This is a genomic window from Spirulina sp. CCNP1310 (assembly GCF_034932185.1).
GTDB lineage: Bacteria > Cyanobacteriota > Cyanobacteriia > Cyanobacteriales > Spirulinaceae > Spirulina.
Genome location: NZ_JAYGHW010000090.1, coordinates 89,391 through 106,636, shown reverse-complemented (window position 1 = coordinate 106,636; position 17,246 = coordinate 89,391). Strand labels below are relative to the sequence as shown.

The 17,246-nt window shown below is 52.6% G+C and carries 16 protein-coding genes; 6 read left to right on the top strand and 10 right to left on the bottom strand.

Annotated elements, in window-relative coordinates; genetic code table 11:
* Positions 1–35 precede the first annotated feature (35 nt).
* A complete protein-coding gene (locus VB712_RS15375; protein ID WP_323256262.1) occupies positions 36–1,985 on the top strand; it encodes a serine/threonine protein kinase in 1,950 nt (649 codons plus the stop codon).
* Here the strand turns inward: VB712_RS15375 and VB712_RS15370 are convergent.
* Positions 1,982–2,494: a hypothetical protein gene (locus tag VB712_RS15370; protein WP_323256260.1), complete on the bottom strand. Its 513-nt coding sequence runs from the start codon at positions 2,492–2,494 to the stop codon at positions 1,982–1,984. The genes VB712_RS15375 and VB712_RS15370 overlap by 4 nt on opposite strands.
* 177 nt (positions 2,495–2,671) lie before the next feature.
* Here VB712_RS15370 and VB712_RS15365 point away from each other — a divergent pair, with 177 nt between their 5' ends.
* Genes VB712_RS15365 through VB712_RS15355 form a run of 3 tightly spaced genes read left to right on the top strand, consistent with a single transcriptional unit; the run spans position 2,672 to position 4,283 of the window.
* On the top strand, positions 2,672–3,073 hold the full coding sequence (locus VB712_RS15365) for a RidA family protein (RefSeq protein WP_323256258.1): 402 nt from the start codon (positions 2,672–2,674) through the stop codon (positions 3,071–3,073).
* A 36-nt stretch (positions 3,074–3,109) separates the two neighbouring features.
* Entirely contained in the window at positions 3,110–3,556 is a 447-nt protein-coding gene (locus tag VB712_RS15360; protein ID WP_323256256.1) for a YbjN domain-containing protein, read from the top strand.
* Positions 3,516–4,283, top strand: a complete 768-nt coding sequence (locus tag VB712_RS15355; RefSeq protein WP_416236362.1) for a lipoyl protein ligase domain-containing protein — start codon at positions 3,516–3,518, stop codon at positions 4,281–4,283. Before VB712_RS15360 ends, VB712_RS15355 begins: the two co-directional genes overlap by 41 nt.
* On the opposite strand, the gene VB712_RS15350 is transcribed toward VB712_RS15355, so the two are convergent.
* The 5 genes from VB712_RS15350 to sufB form a co-directional block, all read right to left on the bottom strand.
* Positions 4,258–5,313 (bottom strand): tetratricopeptide repeat protein, encoded by a 1,056-nt coding sequence (locus tag VB712_RS15350; RefSeq protein WP_323256252.1) that lies wholly within the window; start codon positions 5,311–5,313, stop codon positions 4,258–4,260. The genes VB712_RS15355 and VB712_RS15350 overlap by 26 nt on opposite strands.
* A 239-nt stretch (positions 5,314–5,552) precedes the next feature.
* Entirely contained in the window at positions 5,553–6,812 is a 1,260-nt protein-coding gene (locus VB712_RS15345; RefSeq protein WP_323256250.1) for a SufS family cysteine desulfurase, read from the bottom strand.
* A 19-nt stretch (positions 6,813–6,831) separates the two neighbouring features.
* On the bottom strand, positions 6,832–8,175 hold the full coding sequence (gene sufD / locus VB712_RS15340; RefSeq protein ID WP_323256248.1) for a Fe-S cluster assembly protein SufD: 1,344 nt from the start codon (positions 8,173–8,175) through the stop codon (positions 6,832–6,834).
* A 29-nt stretch (positions 8,176–8,204) separates the two neighbouring features.
* Entirely contained in the window at positions 8,205–8,981 is a 777-nt protein-coding gene (sufC, locus tag VB712_RS15335; protein WP_323256246.1) for a Fe-S cluster assembly ATPase SufC, read from the bottom strand.
* Positions 8,982–9,096: 115 nt separating this feature from the next.
* Positions 9,097–10,542, bottom strand: coding sequence for a Fe-S cluster assembly protein SufB (sufB, locus tag VB712_RS15330; RefSeq protein ID WP_323256244.1), 1,446 nt, complete (start codon positions 10,540–10,542; stop codon positions 9,097–9,099).
* Between the two features lie 298 nt (positions 10,543–10,840).
* Between sufB and sufR the strand changes: the two genes are divergently transcribed.
* Entirely contained in the window at positions 10,841–11,512 is a 672-nt protein-coding gene (gene sufR, locus VB712_RS15325) for an iron-sulfur cluster biosynthesis transcriptional regulator SufR (RefSeq protein WP_416236366.1), read from the top strand.
* Positions 11,513–11,518: 6 nt separating this feature from the next.
* On the opposite strand, the gene VB712_RS15320 is transcribed toward sufR, so the two are convergent.
* A complete protein-coding gene (locus VB712_RS15320) occupies positions 11,519–12,094 on the bottom strand; it encodes a DUF3611 family protein (RefSeq protein ID WP_323256240.1) in 576 nt (191 codons plus the stop codon).
* Positions 12,095–12,330: 236 nt separating this feature from the next.
* Between VB712_RS15320 and VB712_RS15315 the strand changes: the two genes are divergently transcribed.
* Positions 12,331–13,629 carry a hypothetical protein gene (locus VB712_RS15315; protein WP_323256238.1) on the top strand — a complete coding sequence of 433 codons (1,299 nt, stop codon included), beginning with the start codon at positions 12,331–12,333 and terminating at the stop codon, positions 13,627–13,629.
* 52 nt (positions 13,630–13,681) lie between these two features.
* Here VB712_RS15315 and VB712_RS15310 read toward each other — a convergent pair whose 3' ends face one another.
* The 3 genes from VB712_RS15310 to VB712_RS15300 form a co-directional block, all read right to left on the bottom strand.
* Entirely contained in the window at positions 13,682–14,707 is a 1,026-nt protein-coding gene (locus VB712_RS15310) for an aromatic ring-hydroxylating dioxygenase subunit alpha (protein ID WP_323256236.1), read from the bottom strand.
* Positions 14,708–14,843: 136 nt separating this feature from the next.
* Entirely contained in the window at positions 14,844–15,134 is a 291-nt protein-coding gene (locus tag VB712_RS15305; protein ID WP_323256234.1) for a hypothetical protein, read from the bottom strand.
* Positions 15,135–15,403: 269 nt separating this feature from the next.
* On the bottom strand, positions 15,404–17,167 hold the full coding sequence (locus VB712_RS15300; RefSeq protein WP_323256232.1) for an HlyD family efflux transporter periplasmic adaptor subunit: 1,764 nt from the start codon (positions 17,165–17,167) through the stop codon (positions 15,404–15,406).
* Positions 17,168–17,246 lie beyond the last annotated feature (79 nt).

The window sequence follows — 17,246 nt, the reverse complement described above, 5'->3', positions numbered from 1 at the left end:
TGCGTCAAAATCAAGAAAAAGCCTGCCTGAGATTTATGGTGAGTTCTGTTCAGTTGGATGAAATTCTTGGCGATCGCTATCGCATCATGCGGGTTTTGCGCCAAAATGCCTTTGGCTCCACCGCCCTTGTTGAAGATCTCAGTCAAGATTGCCAAGCCCGCATTCTTCAGGAACTCAAGCTTCCCAGCCAGGATCCCCGCCTCATCGACCGAGCGCGGGAACTGCTCACGCCGGAGGTGGAATTTTTAAAACGTCTCCATCATCCCCAGATTCCCCAATTTCACGATTTTTTTGAACTCCAGCGGGATCAGACCGTCAGTTTTTGTGTGGTGCGCACGTTCATTGAAGGCATGAGCCTGCGTCAGGTGTTGGAACGTCGTCAAGGGGAAAATCGCCCCCTCAGCGCCCTCGAAGCGATACGCCTACTTCAACAACTGCTGCCGGTGTTGGATTATCTCCATAACCAAGGGGTGATCCATCGCAATCTTTCCCCGGATACGATTCTCTGGCGACGACAGGATGCCCGCTTGGTGTTAATTGAGTTTGGCGGGTTGCTTCAGGTGATGACGATGCTTTGGACAGAGCGACAGGATGTGACTACCTTGGGGACAGCGGCGGATTTGCCCCGGGTGGGACAGTTGGGCTATGCCCCGCCGGAACAGATCCAAAAGGGGATTGTTTACACCTATACCGACCTCTATGCCTTGGGGGCAACGGTGCTGATGGCCTTGACGGGACAAGAACCCCTCTCGCTGTTTGATCTGGAGCGGGGGCAATGGCGGTGGCAGGAGGTGAAAGTGGAATATCCGGTACTCCTGACGCTTTTACAGGGGATGTTGGCGTTAAAAATTAACGACCGTCCCCACAGCGCCCAGACTGTTTTACAAACCCTCCGCCGTGCTTTGCAAGAAATGCCGACCCCTTCCCCTTCGACCACGAATCCTTCTGAATTTGTTGCGCCGCCCGTCGTGGTGGAGCGGGGGCTGTGGTTGCGGAGCTTAGGGGGTTGGCTGTGGCGGGGGGGGGTGGCGATCGCCTTTGCTGCTGCTGCGGGGGTGGGGGGCTGGTTTGTTGGCCAAGCCTGGCTGGATTATCAAGTGAAAACGGTACTCCCCTCCAGGCCGGAGTTAGATCTAGATTTGGATCTGGCTCCGGAGGTGGCCCCCTTGCCTACGGAATCGGCGGCCCTTAATTTCCCCCCCACCAATGATCAGGAACCGGAACCGGAACCGGATTTACCGGAGGCGGAGCGCGATCGCAAGCTGGAGCTACGCCGTCAGCGGCGGGAGTTGGCCATTGATTATGATTTTTTTAAGGCTTTGGTGAACGATCGCTATAGCCAGGAAAATCCCGACCGCGAAGGGATACCTTTAACCCCAGAGCCGGAGGATCAGGTGTGGCGCGATCGCCGCGATGTGATCGCCCAACAGATGCTGGATCAACTGGGGGAATTATCGGGGGAAGCCCGCCGTCGCTTAGGCGCTTATAACCGCGATGACCGCCGCCAATGGGAACAACGGCTCCAAAAGCAGAATTTAACCCTAGGGCCGGTGGAGTTGCTCACCAATACCGTCTTTACCCTTTATTTTCCCCAAGATGAGCCGGATCAAGAACCGTTGGCTCAAGTGTGGAGTGCGATCGCCTTTGATTACATTCGGGATTTGGAGGTGGGGGAAACATTGATCCCTCTCACCCCCACCCTCGGCACAGAGTTACGCCATTCTGGGAGCCTTGACCCTTGGCAAGGTAAAGTATTTACCGTCGCCCTCGAAGCCGGCCAATCCTTAACCGCCAATGGGGTCAGCGACTATCCCACGGTGGTGGGGATTTATGACCCCAGCGGGCGATCGCTCCTGGCTAACAGCAACGAGCGCAGTTGGTCGGGCCAAGTCTCCCAAACGGGCTACTACGCGATTGCGATCGTCAGCAACGCCCCCCAAACCGTCAATTACAACCTCTACCTCACCGTCAAAGCTGCCCCCTAAAGGTAGCGGCTGGCCAGGTTCAGGGCATCGCTGAGATCAACAGAACCATCCCCATCACTATCCAAGAAGGAATGCAGTACGGAATTATTGGCGTTTTCCGTTTCCGCCCCCCCTTGGAGCAATTGCAGCACCAAAGGCACGAGCGTCGGCAATAACCCCTCAATTGTGCCAGCGGGCAGGCCGGTTTTTGCCGTCACCTCTGCCACCAATTGCTGGACTTGGGAGCCGTTGAGCAGGAGATTAACCACTTGGGCATTGGGGTTAGTGCCACTGTATTGATTAACAATCTGTTGGGCCGCCGCCTCTCCCCCCTGTTGGTTAGCGGTTTCCTGTAACCCAGAGCGGACATATTTGCCGACAATCCCTAAGGCCATTTGCATCGTGTCGGGATTGGCTTGGTTGGCTTGGCTCAACTGTTGGACGGTTTGGACAATCGTCCCCAGTTGGCTGGCGTTGGCTTGGGCGTTGGGATTCTGGATCGCCCCCAGGAGGGCATTCACTAAACTCATGAGCGGTAAGTTTTTGAGATAACAATGCTTCTAGCCTAACGAGGGCGATCGCCCCATCGCCAAAAATGCCTCAAAAAATTAATCAATTGTTAACCTCATCTCCGCCTTGGCCAAAAACTTTTAAGGTGAATCCGGGCAATTCACCCGCCCCAACCGTTAACCACCCACAATTAAAGTATGTTTGAACGCATTGTCATCCCCGATGGCCGCTTACCCCTCTTTGGCCCCTTTCCCCATGCTATCCGCGCCGGAGACTTGCTCTTCGTCACCGGGCAACTCTCCGAAGACCCCGAAACCGGCGCAATGGAACTGGGCCCCATCGAAGACCAGACCAGGCGAGTGATGGAAAATCTTCAGATCGTGCTAGCGGCAGCAGGGACTTCCTTTGATCGCGCCGTCATGGCCCGGGTTTTTATCACCGATCTACGGGATTTCGAGGCCATGAATAGGGTCTATAGTTCCTATTTTGAAGCCGGAAAACTGCCCTGCCGCACCACAGTCGGAGTCGTTGGCCTGGCGGGAAAAGGCCATGTGGAGATCGATTTAATTGTCTACTGTGGGGAAACCGGAGAAGCTTAAGCTAGGCTGAGAACTAAAGCCGAGAGGAATTTGACCATGGATAATTTAGAAACCCTAGCCCAAGAAACAGAAGCCCCCGCCAGTCACTACGATTTGATTGAAACGGTCATTTCTAGTTTGGAGCAAAACGACAGCGCCATGGTCAACCATGGCGACAATGGCACGCTCTGGAAATTTCAATACGGCAGTGTCGAGGTGTTCGTCCAATTAACCGGAGAAAAAGAGGAGGACTTTCTCACCGTTTGGTCGCCAGTCATCACGCTACCCGTCAGAGATGAATTGGGGTTATTGCGGAAACTGATGGCGATGAACTGGTCAGAAACCTTTGAAACCTGTTTTGGTATTTGCAATGAGCAGGTGGTGGTGTTATCCCAGCGCACCGTTGCCGATCTCTCCGCTGGGGAAATTTCCCGCGCCATTACCCTTGTGGCCACCATTGCCGATGACCATGACGAAGCCCTCCAAGCCGCCTTTGGTGCTTAAGAGGGGGCGGCTCCTTCCCCTTTGGCAAGCGCCAGGGGAGGCACAAATGGCCCTCGACCGGGCCCTATTGGCAGGGCTGGAGCAATGGGGCCCGATCCTCCGGTTCTATACCTGGGAACCTGTTGCCATTTCTCTTGGCTACCATCAACAGACCTATCCTACTGCTTGGGAAGCTTTAACCTACCAAGGTGAGCCGGTGGAGTTGGTGCGCCGTCCCACAGGGGGGCGGGCGGTGCTCCATCAGGGGGATCTCTGCTATAGCTTGCTCATGCCTCACTTTCCGGGAACGCGGCGACAGGTGTATGAGCGTTGCTGTCAATTTTTGCGCCTCGGTTGGCAAAGCTTGGGGATAGACCTCACCTTTGGAGCGGGGCAACGGGGCTATATCCATCACCCCAGTTGTTTTAGCACCGCCACCGCTGCGGATTTAGTCACTGCCGCCGGTTATAAATTGATCGGTAGCGCCCAACTGCACCGAGGCGGCGGAATTTTGCAACAGGGTTCGATGCGTCTGAATCCTGATCCAGTATTATTTTTTGAGGTGTTTGGGGAGGCTGTTGCCCCCCCCTCCCCCATGCCGACGATTCCCGCAATTATCACCGCTCTCCATCAGGCGGCCCAAACCGATTGGGGCTGTCCCTTCCCGGCACAGCCCCTCACGGCTCAAGAATGGGCGCGGTTAAACACCCTAGGGTTTGGGACTACAAACCCCGGAGCAATTCATTAACCCGTTCAACCCCAACAGTATTATTTTGCTGTTGATAGAGTTGGCGGGCCATTTCCAGGGGGGCTTGGGCTTCCCGCTTGCGGTTACGGGCAAGGAGGGATTCTCCTAAACCCAAGAAACCGAGGGGATTTTGGGGATCGAGTTCTGTGACAAAGCGATAGGTGGCGGTGGCTTCAAGATACCGCTCTTGGCGGAGGTTGAGTTCCGCAAGGGCTAAACGAATTTCCGCAACTCGGGGAGCCAAGTCTACCGCTCGGCGGATCGCTGCGTCGGCATCTTCCCAGCGTTGTTGATATTGGTAGATTTTGCCCAGTTGGAGGTGAACTTCGGCGTTGTTGGGATCGAGGCGGTTGACGGTTTGGAGGGCTTTAATGCCTGCGTCGTAGTTGCCGATTTGTAAATAGGCGACGGCGAGGGGCAGATACAGTTTCACCTCGTTGGGGGAAGTTTGACTGGCTTGCTCTAGGAGGCGAATCGCTTCCGCCAATTGGTTTTGCTCGATCAGCAATGTACCCATCATCGCGTAGATTTGGGGGCGATCGCCCGGATTATTGGCCAACAGCCGGTTATAGATCGCCATGGCGGCATCGTAGCGACCTAAACGGAGTTGCACGGCGGCTAACCCCTGATGGCTGAGGCTGTCGTTGGGGTCGAGGGCGATCGCCCTTTCGTAGGCTTGGGCTGCGGCGGCGTATTGGCCGGCTTTGGCTTGGCTGTAGCCGAGGCCATAGAAAAAGCTGGCGTTGTTCCCCTCAAGGCGGATGGCCTGTTGGTAGGCGGCGATCGCCTCTCCATAGTTGCCTTGGCTGGCTTGGAGGTAGCCAATGCCGGAATAGATCCGGGCGTTGTTGGCATCGAGGCGGGCGGCTTGTTCATACACCGCAACGGCGGCGGCATAGTTACCCGCATCGGAAAATTCTCGCCCACGACGCAGCAAATCCCGCAGTTCTTGGGAATTGGCGGCGGCACTTTGGGACAGGAGCAGGGGTTGGGGGATGGATTGAGCTTGGGCCGGTTGTGCGGCTGTCATCACCACAAGAGCCAACCCCAAAAGACTTATGGGTTTCAAACCAATCAGATTCAGCATAGACAAACGTTCTTTGGTGTGTGTGAGAGAGAACGTTGCAATCCTAACACTTTTTAAAAAATGTTCACAAAATGATACTTTAGCGTCGCTTATCTGGTAGATGGGGAACGGGGAACAGGTGCTTTCTCATGCCATGGCAGAGCCATGGCATGACCCTTAGGCGGCTCTGCCGCCAGAGGCTCCTAGGCTGTGCCGATGTCGCGGAAAAAGGCGATCGCCCCCTCTAAGGCGGTGACAAACTGATCAATCTCGGCATGGGTATTGTAAAAATACAAACTGGCCCGCCCACTGCCGGTAATTCCCAATAAACGATGGAGGGGTTGGGTGCAGTGATGGCCGGAACGAATCGCTACGCCGTCATGATCTAATAATGTGGCTAGATCGCTGGCATTTAACCCCGCCACATTAAAGGCAGCAAGGGCGGCCCGCTCCCCCTGCTCCGGTGTGGGGCCATAGATCCGTACCCCTTCCACTTGGCTGAGTTTTTTAAAGAGATATTGGGTTAATTCCTGCTCGTAGGCGTGGATCCGCTCCATGCCGATGGCGGTGAGGTAATCGATGGCCGCACCGAGGGCGATCGCCTCCCCAATGGCCGGCGTTCCCGCTTCAAACTTATGGGGCAAGTCTGCATAGGTGGAATGATCCAAAAATACATCCTGGATCATTTCCCCACCCCCTAAAAAGGGGGGCATGGCTTCCAAGAGCGCTAACTTGCCGTAGAGGAAACCGCTCCCGGTGGGGCCGCACATTTTATGGCCCGAAGCCACCAGCCAATCACAATCCATTGCTTGGACATCTAAGGGCAGATGGGGCGCACTTTGGCAGGCATCGATCAACACCTTTGCCCCAATGCCATGGGCGCGGGCAATAATTTCCGCCACGGGATTAACACAGCCGAGGGTATTGGAAACATGGACGACGGCGACTAAACGGGTGCGATCGCTCAACAATTCCCCAAAGGCATCAAGATCAAACTGCTCCGTTGCCGTTAACGGAACGTGCTTCAACACCGCCCCGGTTTTTTGCGCCACCATTTGCCAAGGCACAAGATTACTGTGGTGCTCCATCACGGAAAGGATGATTTCATCCCCCGGCTGGAGCGTACTCATCCCCCAGGTATAGGCCACCAAATTAATCGCCTCGCTGGCATTGCGGGTAAAGACAATCTCATTGCGAGAAGCCGCACCAATAAAGGCCGCCACCTTATCCCGCGCCCCCTCATAGGCCGTCGTCGCCCGCGCACTGAGGGCATGGGCCCCCCGATGGACGTTGGCGTTATCCCGTTGGTAGTAGTGATCGAGGGCATCCAGAACCGCCTGGGGTTTTTGAGACGTAGCCGCGCTGTCGAGATAGATCAGGGGGCGATCGTGAACCCGTTGGTTGAGGATCGGAAAATCCCCACGTCGTTCAGCGGCTAGGGAAGAATGTTGTAGAAATACCATGGCGATCGCCCCTTAAACATTAAACAAATAACTCTTCAGTGCGGCAGGCCACACATTGGCTCAACCGTTGACGCAACGAGGCGAGGGGAATCCGATCCAACACCTCAGCGGCAAAGGCATCCAAAAGCAGATCCCTGGCTTGCTCCGCATTAATGCCCCGACTTTGCAGATAAAACAACTCATCCGCATCAATCTGGCTCACCGTTGCCCCATGGGTACATTTGACGTTATCCGCCGTAATCTGTAACTGGGGTTGAGTGTTCACCCGCGCTTGGGGTGAAAGCAGGAGATTGCGATTCAACTGCGCTGCCTGGGTTTGTTGGGCCGCCTGAGGAACCAAAACTTTACCACTAAAAACAGCGTGGGCTTGGGCATCAACAATACATTTATGGAGTTGATCGGTAATCCCGTGGGGATGGTTGAGGGCAATCAGGCTATGGGTATCAGATACTTGGGCATGATCCACCAGCGTTAAACCATTGAGATAGGTTTCAGTGTTCGGCCCCTTTTGCCAGATGTTGAGATGGTGGCGGGAGAGTTTCGCCCCAAAGTTAATGCTTTGGGTGGTGTAGTGGCTGTCGCGCTCCTGTACCACCACAGTTTTACCGATGTGGAATCCACTCCCCGATTCCCGTTGGTAGCGGGTATGGTTGACCCGGGCATTGTTACGGGTAAACACCTCCAGCACCGCATTGTTCAAATAGGGGGGAGTGCTGGTGAAATCGGCACAGGCGGCGATCGCCACCCCATACTGCTCAATCACCGTCAGGCTTGACCCCGGATCGGCAATCACCAAGCCCCGGGGTTGGATCAAAGCCGGGTTCGAGGTGGGAACCGTCAGCCAGAGCAGATGAATGGGCATTTCTACCGTGACATTGGCCTCAGCCCAAATCACCGCCACATCGGGAAACCCGGTGCTATTGAGGGCGGTGAACACCTCACTGGCATCATCTTGATGGGCAATATATTTGATCGCGTCGTAATTTGCCTCTAGGGGCAAACCCATCAAGTTACCCACAAACACCCCAGGGGGCAGGCCCGTCAGATCCGACAGTTCCGGGGCAAACACCCCGTTTACAAACACCGCTTGGGTATCCTTCGCCTCCGGGAGCGTGAAGCTGGCGAGGGTTTCCCGGTCAATGTTGACAGCAGGGGGATTTTCAAAGGCGATCGCCTTTAACTCACTCAAATCCGTAAATTGCCATTCCTCATCGCGGCGGGTGGGTAATTTTTGATGGGCCACCTCATAGGCCGCCTTCTGACGTAACTCCTGTAACCATCCGGAAATTTCAGATCGGACACGGATCGTCTGGGTTTGACTTTGTTTGAGGAGGTCACTGAGATAAGCGTCAGTTTGGAGCATAGCGTTTAAAAGGTCAGCAGATAATACCATTATGCCGTGACCTCAGCCTCTAAGAACTCATAACCTTCTGCTTCGAGCTTCAGCGCCAATTCTTTACCGCCACTCATGACAATCTGCCCCGCCTGCATGACATGGACATAATCCGGCTCAATGTAGTCGAGGAGTCGTTGATAGTGGGTAATCAAGATTGTGGCGTTATCGGCATTGGCCAACTGATTCACGCCACCGGCTACAATCCGCAGTGCGTCGATATCTAAGCCCGAATCCGTTTCGTCAAGGATGGCTACTTTTGGCTCTAGAAGGGCCATTTGTAAAATTTCATTGCGTTTTTTCTCACCGCCAGAAAATCCTTCATTAACGCTGCGGTCTAAAAACTTAGCATCCATCTGAACAACGCCAAGCTTTTCAATCACCAAATCCTCAAAATCAAAGGTATCTAGTTCTTCTAAACCTAAAGCTTTTTGGCGAGAATTATAGGCCACCCGCAGGAAATCCAAATTACTCACCCCTGGAATTTCTAAAGGGTATTGAAAGGCGAGAAAAATTCCTTTCAGCGCCCGTTCATCGGGTTCAAGATCGAGAATATTGTCGCCATAGTAGAGAATTTCGCCGCCGGTCACTTCATAGTCAGGATGGCCCGCTAGTACTTTAGAAAATGTGCTTTTTCCGGAGCCATTGCGGCCCATAATCGCGTGAATTTCTCCCGCTTTGACCTCCAAATTTACGCCTTTGAGGATCGGGGTTCCATCCACATTGGCAGTCAGGTTCTTAACCGATAAAATAACGTCGCTATTGGGGTTGATCATGGTCATCAATCAATAAATGTTCAAAATGCAAACTTCAAAAATCAAAAATCAAAAAATTGCCATCGTTAACCACTATCTACAGAGTAGGGGCGAAAAATTTTTCGCCCCTCCAGGGTTAACCGACGGTTCCCTCTAATTTAAGGCTGAGGAGTTTATCCGCTTCAGCGGCAAACTCCATGGGCAATTGGTTAAACACATCCTTACAGAAACCGCTAATCAGCATCGAGATCGCATCTTCGGCACTGATGCCCCGTTGGGCAAAATAGAAGAGTTGATCTTCCCCGATTTTGGAAGTGGAGGCTTCATGTTCAACTTTGGCGGTTTGGTTATCCACTTGGATATAGGGGAAGGTGTTGGCTTGGGCGCGATCGCCAATCAACATCGAATCACATTGGGAATAATTCCGCGCCCCCTTCGCCTTCGGCCCCATCTTCACCAAACCGCGATAACTATTTTTCGATTGACCCGCAGAAATCCCCTTAGAAATAATCCGACTCCGGGTGTTGCGGCCAATATGCACCATTTTTGTGCCGGTATCCGCCTGTTGATGGTTATTGGTGAGGGCGATGGAATAGAATTCACCCACGGAATTATCCCCTACCAAAACACAACTGGGGTATTTCCAAGTGATCGCGGAACCCGTTTCCACCTGCGTCCAGGAAATTTTGGAATTAACCCCCTTACAGAGGCCCCGTTTCGTCACAAAGTTGTAAATCCCACCCTTGCCATTTTCATCCCCGGCATACCAGTTTTGCACCGTGGAATATTTAATTTCCGCATTGTCCAGGGCCACCAATTCGACAATGGCCGCATGGAGTTGATTGCTGTCGTACATCGGGGCAGTACAGCCTTCGAGATAGCTCACCGAAGCCCCTTCTTCCGCCACAATCAATGTCCGCTCAAACTGCCCTGTGTCCCCATTATTAATCCGAAAATAGGTGGAGAGTTCCATCGGGCAGGTGACACCCTTGGGAATATACACAAAGGAGCCATCGCTAAAGACAGCGGAGTTGAGGGCGGCAAAGTAGTTATCGCCAATGGGGACAACGGTTCCAAGGTATTTCTCCACCAGTGCCGGGTGTTCTTGAAGTGCTTCGGAAATGGAGCAGAAAATTACCCCGGCCTCAGCAAGCTTTTCCTTAAACGTTGTCCCAATGGAAACACTGTCAAAAATGGCATCAACGGCGACATTACTGAGGCGTTTTTGCTCCGAAAGGGGAATGCCCAATTTTTCAAAGGTTTCGAGCAAGGCGGGATCGACTTCATCCAAGCTGGCGAGTTTTTCCCCCGCTTTCTTTTTGGGGGCGGAGTAGTAGATGATATTTTGGTAATCAATGGGAGGATAGCCGACGTGGGCCCAGTTGGGTTCGCTCATCGTCAGCCATTGGCGATAGGCCTTGAGGCGAAATTCCAACATGAATTCTGGCTCATTCTTTTTGGCGGAAATGAGCCGCACGACATCTTCGCTGAGGCCGGGGGGGAGGGTATCGGCTTCAATATCGGTGATGAACCCGTATTTGTAGGGTTGGTTGACGAGGGTTTTGACCGAAGTTGCACTCATGAAACTCAGTGTTCTCCGCAGCTAAATCGGGGTGGACAGGGGTGCTCTGGTATGGAGGGGAAAAATTCCTTAAGGTTTGGGCTTAACCGGGCCCTTGGGCTTAGGGTAAACTCATGTCCTTGTCGAAACGTTCCATTGTGGCGGTCAGGGGCTGGATCGGGGAGCGATGGGTACGCTAGCGCGGATCGCCCCTGGAACAACCTTGACCCACAGTTTAAACAACAATTTGGTTGTTTTACTGATCATAGGCTACATTAACAACAGAGATGTTGTCAAAGTCCACAGGGAATTTTACACAATGGCGACGACGCAGCACGCTTCGACTAAGCAAGACATTCTGCAACATCTGCTCCGGCAGGGGCAAGCTACTGCCCAAGACCTGGCAGAATCCCTTACCATTAGCCCCCAAGCGGTGCGCCGCCACCTCAAGGATTTAGCGGATAGTGGCTTGATTGAATACGAAGCCATCCAAACCGGGATGGGACGGCCCCAACACCAGTATTCCCTCAGTCGGGAAGGCCGGGAGCAGTTCCCCCACCGCTATGGCGAGTTTACCGTGTCGCTGATTGATACGTTGGTGGAAACAGTGGGCCGGGAACAGGTGGGGATGGTGTTGCGGAAACAATGGGAACGGAAGGCCCGAGAATACCGCGATCGCATCGGGGTGGGCAGTTTGCGCGATCGCATTGAACGCCTGGTGCAAATGCGCCAAACCGAGGGCTACATGGCGGAACTCCACCCCCCGGAACCCCGCCGCAGCAATGAACCAGAGCAATACATTTTTGCGGAACACAATTGTGCGATCTCCGAAGTGGCGGAATCTTTCCCCTCGGTCTGTGGCCATGAGTTGGAAATGTTTGCCGCCATTTTGCCCGATTGCACCGTGGAGCGAACCCAGTGGCTCAACGATGGGGAACACCGTTGCGGCTATTTAATCCGGGCCAAACTCAGTAATGAATCCGCCGCTTAAGCTCAACTAACGGGTGATGCGATTGAGGAGCAGCAGGGAGGAGACGATGCCGGCAAAATGGGCGGCGATCGTGTTCGTGTTGGCTTGGATCACCAAGAGATCAATGGAGTTAACTAATTTGGCGGGATCTTGATTGGCCAGCGCCCCCGGTGGATTGGCGAGGGATTTGGCCAAGACAATCCCGACGATCGCCTCTGCGCCAATAATCGTTAACAGCATCCCCACCATATTGACAATTAACCCCAGGCGGATCACCCGGATTGTGTCGGCGCGGTTGGGACGTTGGGCGGGGCCTTGGGTTTGGAGGAGGTCGGCGATCGCCATATACCGCCAAGAAAAATAAATCCCCACCGAAAGAGCAATCAACCCCCCCACCGCACAAAATACGCCAAATTCTGTCCCTTGGGTTTCCCGGCTCCCCCCACTGAAAAAGCTTGTACTCGAAAACAGCACCGTCACCACCGAGATCACCCCCAGCACCAACTGCACCCAAAAGCCAATGCGGCCCGCAAACTTTAAATCAGCAGAGATCTGTTGTACTTTAGAGGAAGGAGGAGCCGTCAGGCCGGGCTTATCGTTCATGATCTTGGGAAACAGCAACAGACTTATCCCCCCTATTTTAGCGGTTGTGGGCAGTGAAACTTTCGCGGCTGCCGCAACCCAGTCTAGACAATTGACTTAAAAACAAAAAAATCATGAGCCAAATGACGCAAAACCGATGAAAAATCCCTGAATCTTGGCACTTGCTTTGGAAGTAATCGTCTAGAATCCCTGTGCAATCATCAGGTTCGTTTATTGGGTTAGCTATGTCCCCATCCATGTCTTTTGCTCCTAACGGCTCTTCTTTATCTCTGTTTAGCCAAAGGCTCAAGCAAATTAAAGAAAATCTCCGCAAGATCAGCCACAACCTCAACCTGCGCAGTCAACGCGGGCAAAACAATCACCATACGCAGGAAAACTTGATTGCCATTCAGGGGGAAATTGCGGCTCTCGTTGTGCTTTTTCCCCGCATCGAAAAATTACTCATTCAACTGGAATCAAGTTCACTCCATCGTTTCGCAAAATTCCTGCGCATCAGTTCTAAGCAACAGGAATTAACGATGTTGTTTGAATATATTGAAATGGCCATTGAGGTGCTTAGTCATGAGCATCCCAGTGTATTAGTGGCGCGAAAAATCCGCATTGATATTGAGCGGACGGTAAATTGTTATCAACATCCGTTGATGGGGGTGATTATCAATCGCTTTATGGACGTTTACCGTTCGGAATCCGATCCCCTTAAGGTAGTCTGTGGATTAGCCTTTACCTCCTCGATCTCTGCCCTGCTGTTTTTTGGGGGGCTGATTGGCATTTCTTTACAGCAGAAAAGTGGGGCAGAACTATTGGAAGTTCAGGAGCGGTTATTTACAATTAAGGCAATTTTAGAAGAAGATGGGGTGACAATTAATGAAAATGGGGAATTAATTCCTTTAACCCCTAATGCCCTCAATCCGAACAATGGCTCTAATTCCTTAGGAAGTGCCATTGGTCAAGCGATTACGAGTGATAATCATTTAGAGTTAGCGCGGGAATATCGCACGAAACGCTTGCGCCTCAATACGTTGGAGAAGTTGCAGGAGCAGGAACGGCAAGATGCTTCGATTTTGTTCTTGATTGTGTTGGTGGTTTCTTCGGGAACTCTAGGGAGTGCGATTAGTATTTTGATTCGGATCAATGATTTTGAAAAGCAGGATGCAACGGATCCGATTGTGCCGATTTTTACCGGGGCGTTTAAGCCGATTATTGGTTCTTCCTTTGGGCTTTTGGTCTATGCGATGTTCAGTTCTGGAATTATTTCGGTGCAAATTGTGCCGCCGACGACGGCGCGGGGGGCGGAGTTTTTCTTTTGTTCTCTGGCGTTTGTGGTGGGGTTTAGTGAGCGGTTGGCGAAGGATGTGATTAAGCGGACTGAGGATCAGTTTTTAGGGGCGGAGCCTGCCCCGCTACCGCCGCCGATGGCTTCCCATCGTGTCACCTATGTGGAGGAGCAGATTACGCCACCGGAGGAGGTACGCGATCGCCCCTCGATCAATAGTCCCGATTATCCCCAGTTGCCGAAGGGGGAAGATGGGGGTTAAGGGGGTGGGGGCGAAAGATTTTTGTGCCTCCGGCAGGCTTAGGCCAACGCCCCTACGGTTTGGTCGTGCTACGGGTTTGCTCCGTTTCCCCGTGGGCTTTGAGCAGAGCCGCCAAGCGACGACGGATGAGCAAACCCGGCTTATCCGTCATCATGTGTTGCTCATATTTCGACTCCAGCGGCACATCATAATCCGTAGTTTCAAGAATCGCCTGATCTTCAAGCGTCACCTGTCGATCAAAAGCGATCGCATCCACCGCCTTAAGCTCCGCCTCCGTATCATTGCGTAAACAAAACTGCACCATTTGCGATCGCCCATCGCTAATCGGGGTCATCGTATTGACAATCATGTGGGTTAAACCATTGGGATAATTAATCCGTAAACAACAGGTAAACGGCATAAACCAATCCATATCAAGAAGGCGCTGAGTTTGGCTCTCTGCCATGTTTAAATTCTTTTGCTGTAATTCCGGATTGACCACCCCCAATGTGGCGCGAATTTTTAACCCATAATCCGTTTCTTCGGTTTCCAAATGGTCAGGAATGGGGTGTTCTTCACTGCCGAACGTGGTGGTATGGACAAACGTCGGATGAGCTAAATCCAGTTCATTTTCCATCACCCGCAAACCGGCACAATTCCAAGGCTCATAAAACTCATGGATGAGGCGATAAGCGGGATCATCGGCTTCGGGAATGTGGGGAATCGGTTGTAACGGTTCCCCTAAACAAACCCAGGCGTAGCCATAGCGAGCCTCACAGCGATAGCTTTGGATTTGATAGGTTTTGGGAATCAAGGCATCATCCGCCAGTTGGGGAACATTGCAGCATTGGCCCGCCTCGTCAAATTGCCAACCGTGGTAGGGGCAGGTGATGCAGCCATTTTTGACCGTACCGAGGGAGAGTTGGGCGGAGCGGTGACAACAGCGGTCTTGGGCGGCGGCGGGCTGACCCTGGGCATCAAGCCAGAGAACAAGTTTTTCCTCAAGGAGCGTGAAACTGTAGGGGCGATCGCTTAACTTCGCCAGGGGAGCGATGGGATACCAAAAGTTACGAAAAACCGGCTGTTTTGTGACGAGCATAGGGAGGAGCAGTAAGGAGTTGAGGGCATTGTAGATCAATCCCGCCGGGGGATTTGTAGCATAACCCACCCCCCACCGCAGCGATCATCCGCTGCTCCGTAGGGGCGCAAAATTTTTCGCCCTCCCCCTGTGGGCATTAATAGCGATACCAGAGTTTGCGCACGAGGATCAGCAGGCTCAGGAGTTGCTGAAGTTGCTGGATTTGGCTTTGGAGCCGGGCGTAGGCGAGGCGGGTTTGTTGGGCCCCCTGTTGCCCTTGGTGGATCACCCTTGGGGCAGTGGTGAGGATGCGGCGCATTTGCCGTTCCGTGCGGGTAAGGGTGTAGTGGGTACAACGCAAACAGCGCCGCCACTGGATAATTTTCCAGAATAGATAGCAATTCAAAAGGGCGATCGCCACATTAAACCCCACAACCCAAACCACCATAACCCTCTCCTGATCCTCAAAAGTATACTACGGAAGCAATGAGCTAGAACCTACAGGGATTGATAACACTAGGCAGAATGATTAAGACTCAGTTTGTATTGCAGAATTCAGCCCGCTCCACCTTAGTTTCAGAGATTGCATTAACCTCCTTGGCTACTGCTAGAATTGCAGCGATGACTGATGCAATTGAGCAAGTCACCCGTGAAAATCTGCCTAGCGGGTACAGCAATTATTGCTGCTGTACCTCATGAATCACAAAATTTATTTGTTTAACGCACCCGTTTAAGACTTTCTACCTTATTGGTAAATAGTTCAATAAATAAACTAATCACCTTGCGATTTTCACGAATTTTAATATTCACACTCACCGACATCCCTGATTGCAAGGCAACTTGCCGGTCTTGGATTTGTAAAAACTGTTGATCTAGGCTCACCTTAACGGGAAAGCGGAAGAAGTTATAAACTTGATCCGGCGGTAAAGCATCGGAACTAATGGACATCACTTCCCCTTTAATATCACCAAACTCGCTGAAGGGAAAGGAATCAATACGAATATCAGCGGCCATAGTTTCCCGCACAAAGCCAATTTCTTGATTGGTGACAAATACCTCAGCAATCAGGTTATCTTCTGGCACAATGGAGAGTAATGTATCACTGGTATTGGCGACAAAACCGTTATAGGCTTGGAGATCAAACACCTTTCCCGCTACAGCCGCTCGAACTTCTTGGTAGCGCAATTGTTGCTGAAGTTGATTGATTTTACTATCCATTTCAGCGAGGCGTTTTTCATTGGCCACCACCACATTGAGGACGGATTGAGTCAGTTGGCTATCAATATCAGCAATGCGTTTGTTATTGGTGGCGATCGCCTCCCGCACATTTTTCTGTGTACTCGCCGTTGTATTCGTCAACTCCTCCCGCCCCCGCGCCACATCCAACTGAATACGATTTAATTCCTTCTGAAGTTGCTCAATTTCCGCCTGACGACTAGCAATTTTTTGCTCCTGCTCTTGGGTTTCAATGCGGGCATTGCGCTGCAATTCTTGGAGCGTAGCGCGGCGATCATTGGCCCGTTGTCGCTGTTGCTCCACTTGCACATTGGCGATCGCCTCCCCCGCCAAGGGACTCATATCCGCCAGCATATTTTCCTCTAACGCGAGGGACTCCGCTGCTTGGGCAATGGCGGTACGGTTGCGGGCGTTGATCTCTGCTAACACCCGGCGATCAGTGGCTAAGGCTTGGCTCGCATCCGCCAGTTTAATTTGGGTTTGTTGTAATTGTTCCTGCCGTTGGGCAATATCGAGGCGCACCGTATTAGCCCGCGATCGCAATTCCGCATTAGCCGTCTGGAGCCGAGCCAGATCCCCCGCATTCAACCCCTGGCCATTCCCCGCCAATTCCGCCTGATAAAACTGATTTTCCTCCACCACCGCTTGGCGGTTGCGGGTCAGTTGTTGCACATCCGGGGGGAGGTTGAGGCGAACAATGGCCTGCATTAAGCCCCGCGCATCCCCAGATTCAATCACATTGCGGTAAAGGCGGTTTTCCTCCACCAGCGATCGCCGCACCAATAAAGTCCCCTGCAATTCCGCTTCCACAGTCCCCGAATCAAACTGCACCAACAAATCCCCCGGCTGCACAAAATCCCCTTCAGCCACCAACACCTGAGCCACCACGCCACTCGCAGGCGCTTGGATTTCCTTCACCGTCGCCTTGGGTTTTAACTGACCCGTTGCAGTGGCCACCTGTTCAATCTCAGCAATACAGGCCCAACCCACCCCAAACGTCACCACGCCGATAATCGTCCAAGTAATCAGTCGTGACCAGCGGTGGGATTGCCGCAAAACGACCGGCTGATCAAATTCGGGATAAACCAGGGCGTTGGTGGTTTGAGCAGCGCGTTGGGGAACGAGGGCAGAAGTTTCCCTGATCCTGCCTTGGGTTGGGGGTAGGGGGGGTAAGGTAATGGAATGATTGATAATTTTGCGCTGGGGTTGTCCGTTGCCATTGGATTTAAAACCGTTACCGTTCATTTGCCCCTCTCTTGCGATCGCCACGCTCTAACCCGTCCATCCTAACGGATCTTTCCCACCACCATCGCGATTTTTTTTC

Coding starts and splice junctions, on each gene's coding strand:
- VB712_RS15315 (WP_323256238.1), top strand. CDS start 12,331: ATGTCTTTTGCTCCTAACGGCTCTTCTTTATCTCTGTTTAGCCAAAGG.
- VB712_RS15370 (WP_323256260.1), bottom strand. CDS start 2,494: ATGAGTTTAGTGAATGCCCTCCTGGGGGCGATCCAGAATCCCAACGCC.
- VB712_RS15305 (WP_323256234.1), bottom strand. CDS start 15,134: ATGGTGGTTTGGGTTGTGGGGTTTAATGTGGCGATCGCCCTTTTGAAT.
- VB712_RS15355 (WP_416236362.1), top strand. CDS start 3,516: ATGACCATGACGAAGCCCTCCAAGCCGCCTTTGGTGCTTAAGAGGGGG.
- VB712_RS15375 (WP_323256262.1), top strand. CDS start 36: ATGGTGAGTTCTGTTCAGTTGGATGAAATTCTTGGCGATCGCTATCGC.
- VB712_RS15345 (WP_323256250.1), bottom strand. CDS start 6,812: ATGGTATTTCTACAACATTCTTCCCTAGCCGCTGAACGACGTGGGGAT.
- VB712_RS15365 (WP_323256258.1), top strand. CDS start 2,672: ATGTTTGAACGCATTGTCATCCCCGATGGCCGCTTACCCCTCTTTGGC.
- sufB (WP_323256244.1), bottom strand. CDS start 10,542: ATGAGTGCAACTTCGGTCAAAACCCTCGTCAACCAACCCTACAAATAC.
- VB712_RS15300 (WP_323256232.1), bottom strand. CDS start 17,167: ATGAACGGTAACGGTTTTAAATCCAATGGCAACGGACAACCCCAGCGC.
- sufC (WP_323256246.1), bottom strand. CDS start 8,981: ATGATCAACCCCAATAGCGACGTTATTTTATCGGTTAAGAACCTGACT.
- sufD (WP_323256248.1), bottom strand. CDS start 8,175: ATGCTCCAAACTGACGCTTATCTCAGTGACCTCCTCAAACAAAGTCAA.
- VB712_RS15310 (WP_323256236.1), bottom strand. CDS start 14,707: ATGCTCGTCACAAAACAGCCGGTTTTTCGTAACTTTTGGTATCCCATC.
- sufR (WP_416236366.1), top strand. CDS start 10,841: ATGGCGACGACGCAGCACGCTTCGACTAAGCAAGACATTCTGCAACAT.
- VB712_RS15320 (WP_323256240.1), bottom strand. CDS start 12,094: ATGAACGATAAGCCCGGCCTGACGGCTCCTCCTTCCTCTAAAGTACAA.
- VB712_RS15350 (WP_323256252.1), bottom strand. CDS start 5,313: ATGACAGCCGCACAACCGGCCCAAGCTCAATCCATCCCCCAACCCCTG.
- VB712_RS15360 (WP_323256256.1), top strand. CDS start 3,110: ATGGATAATTTAGAAACCCTAGCCCAAGAAACAGAAGCCCCCGCCAGT.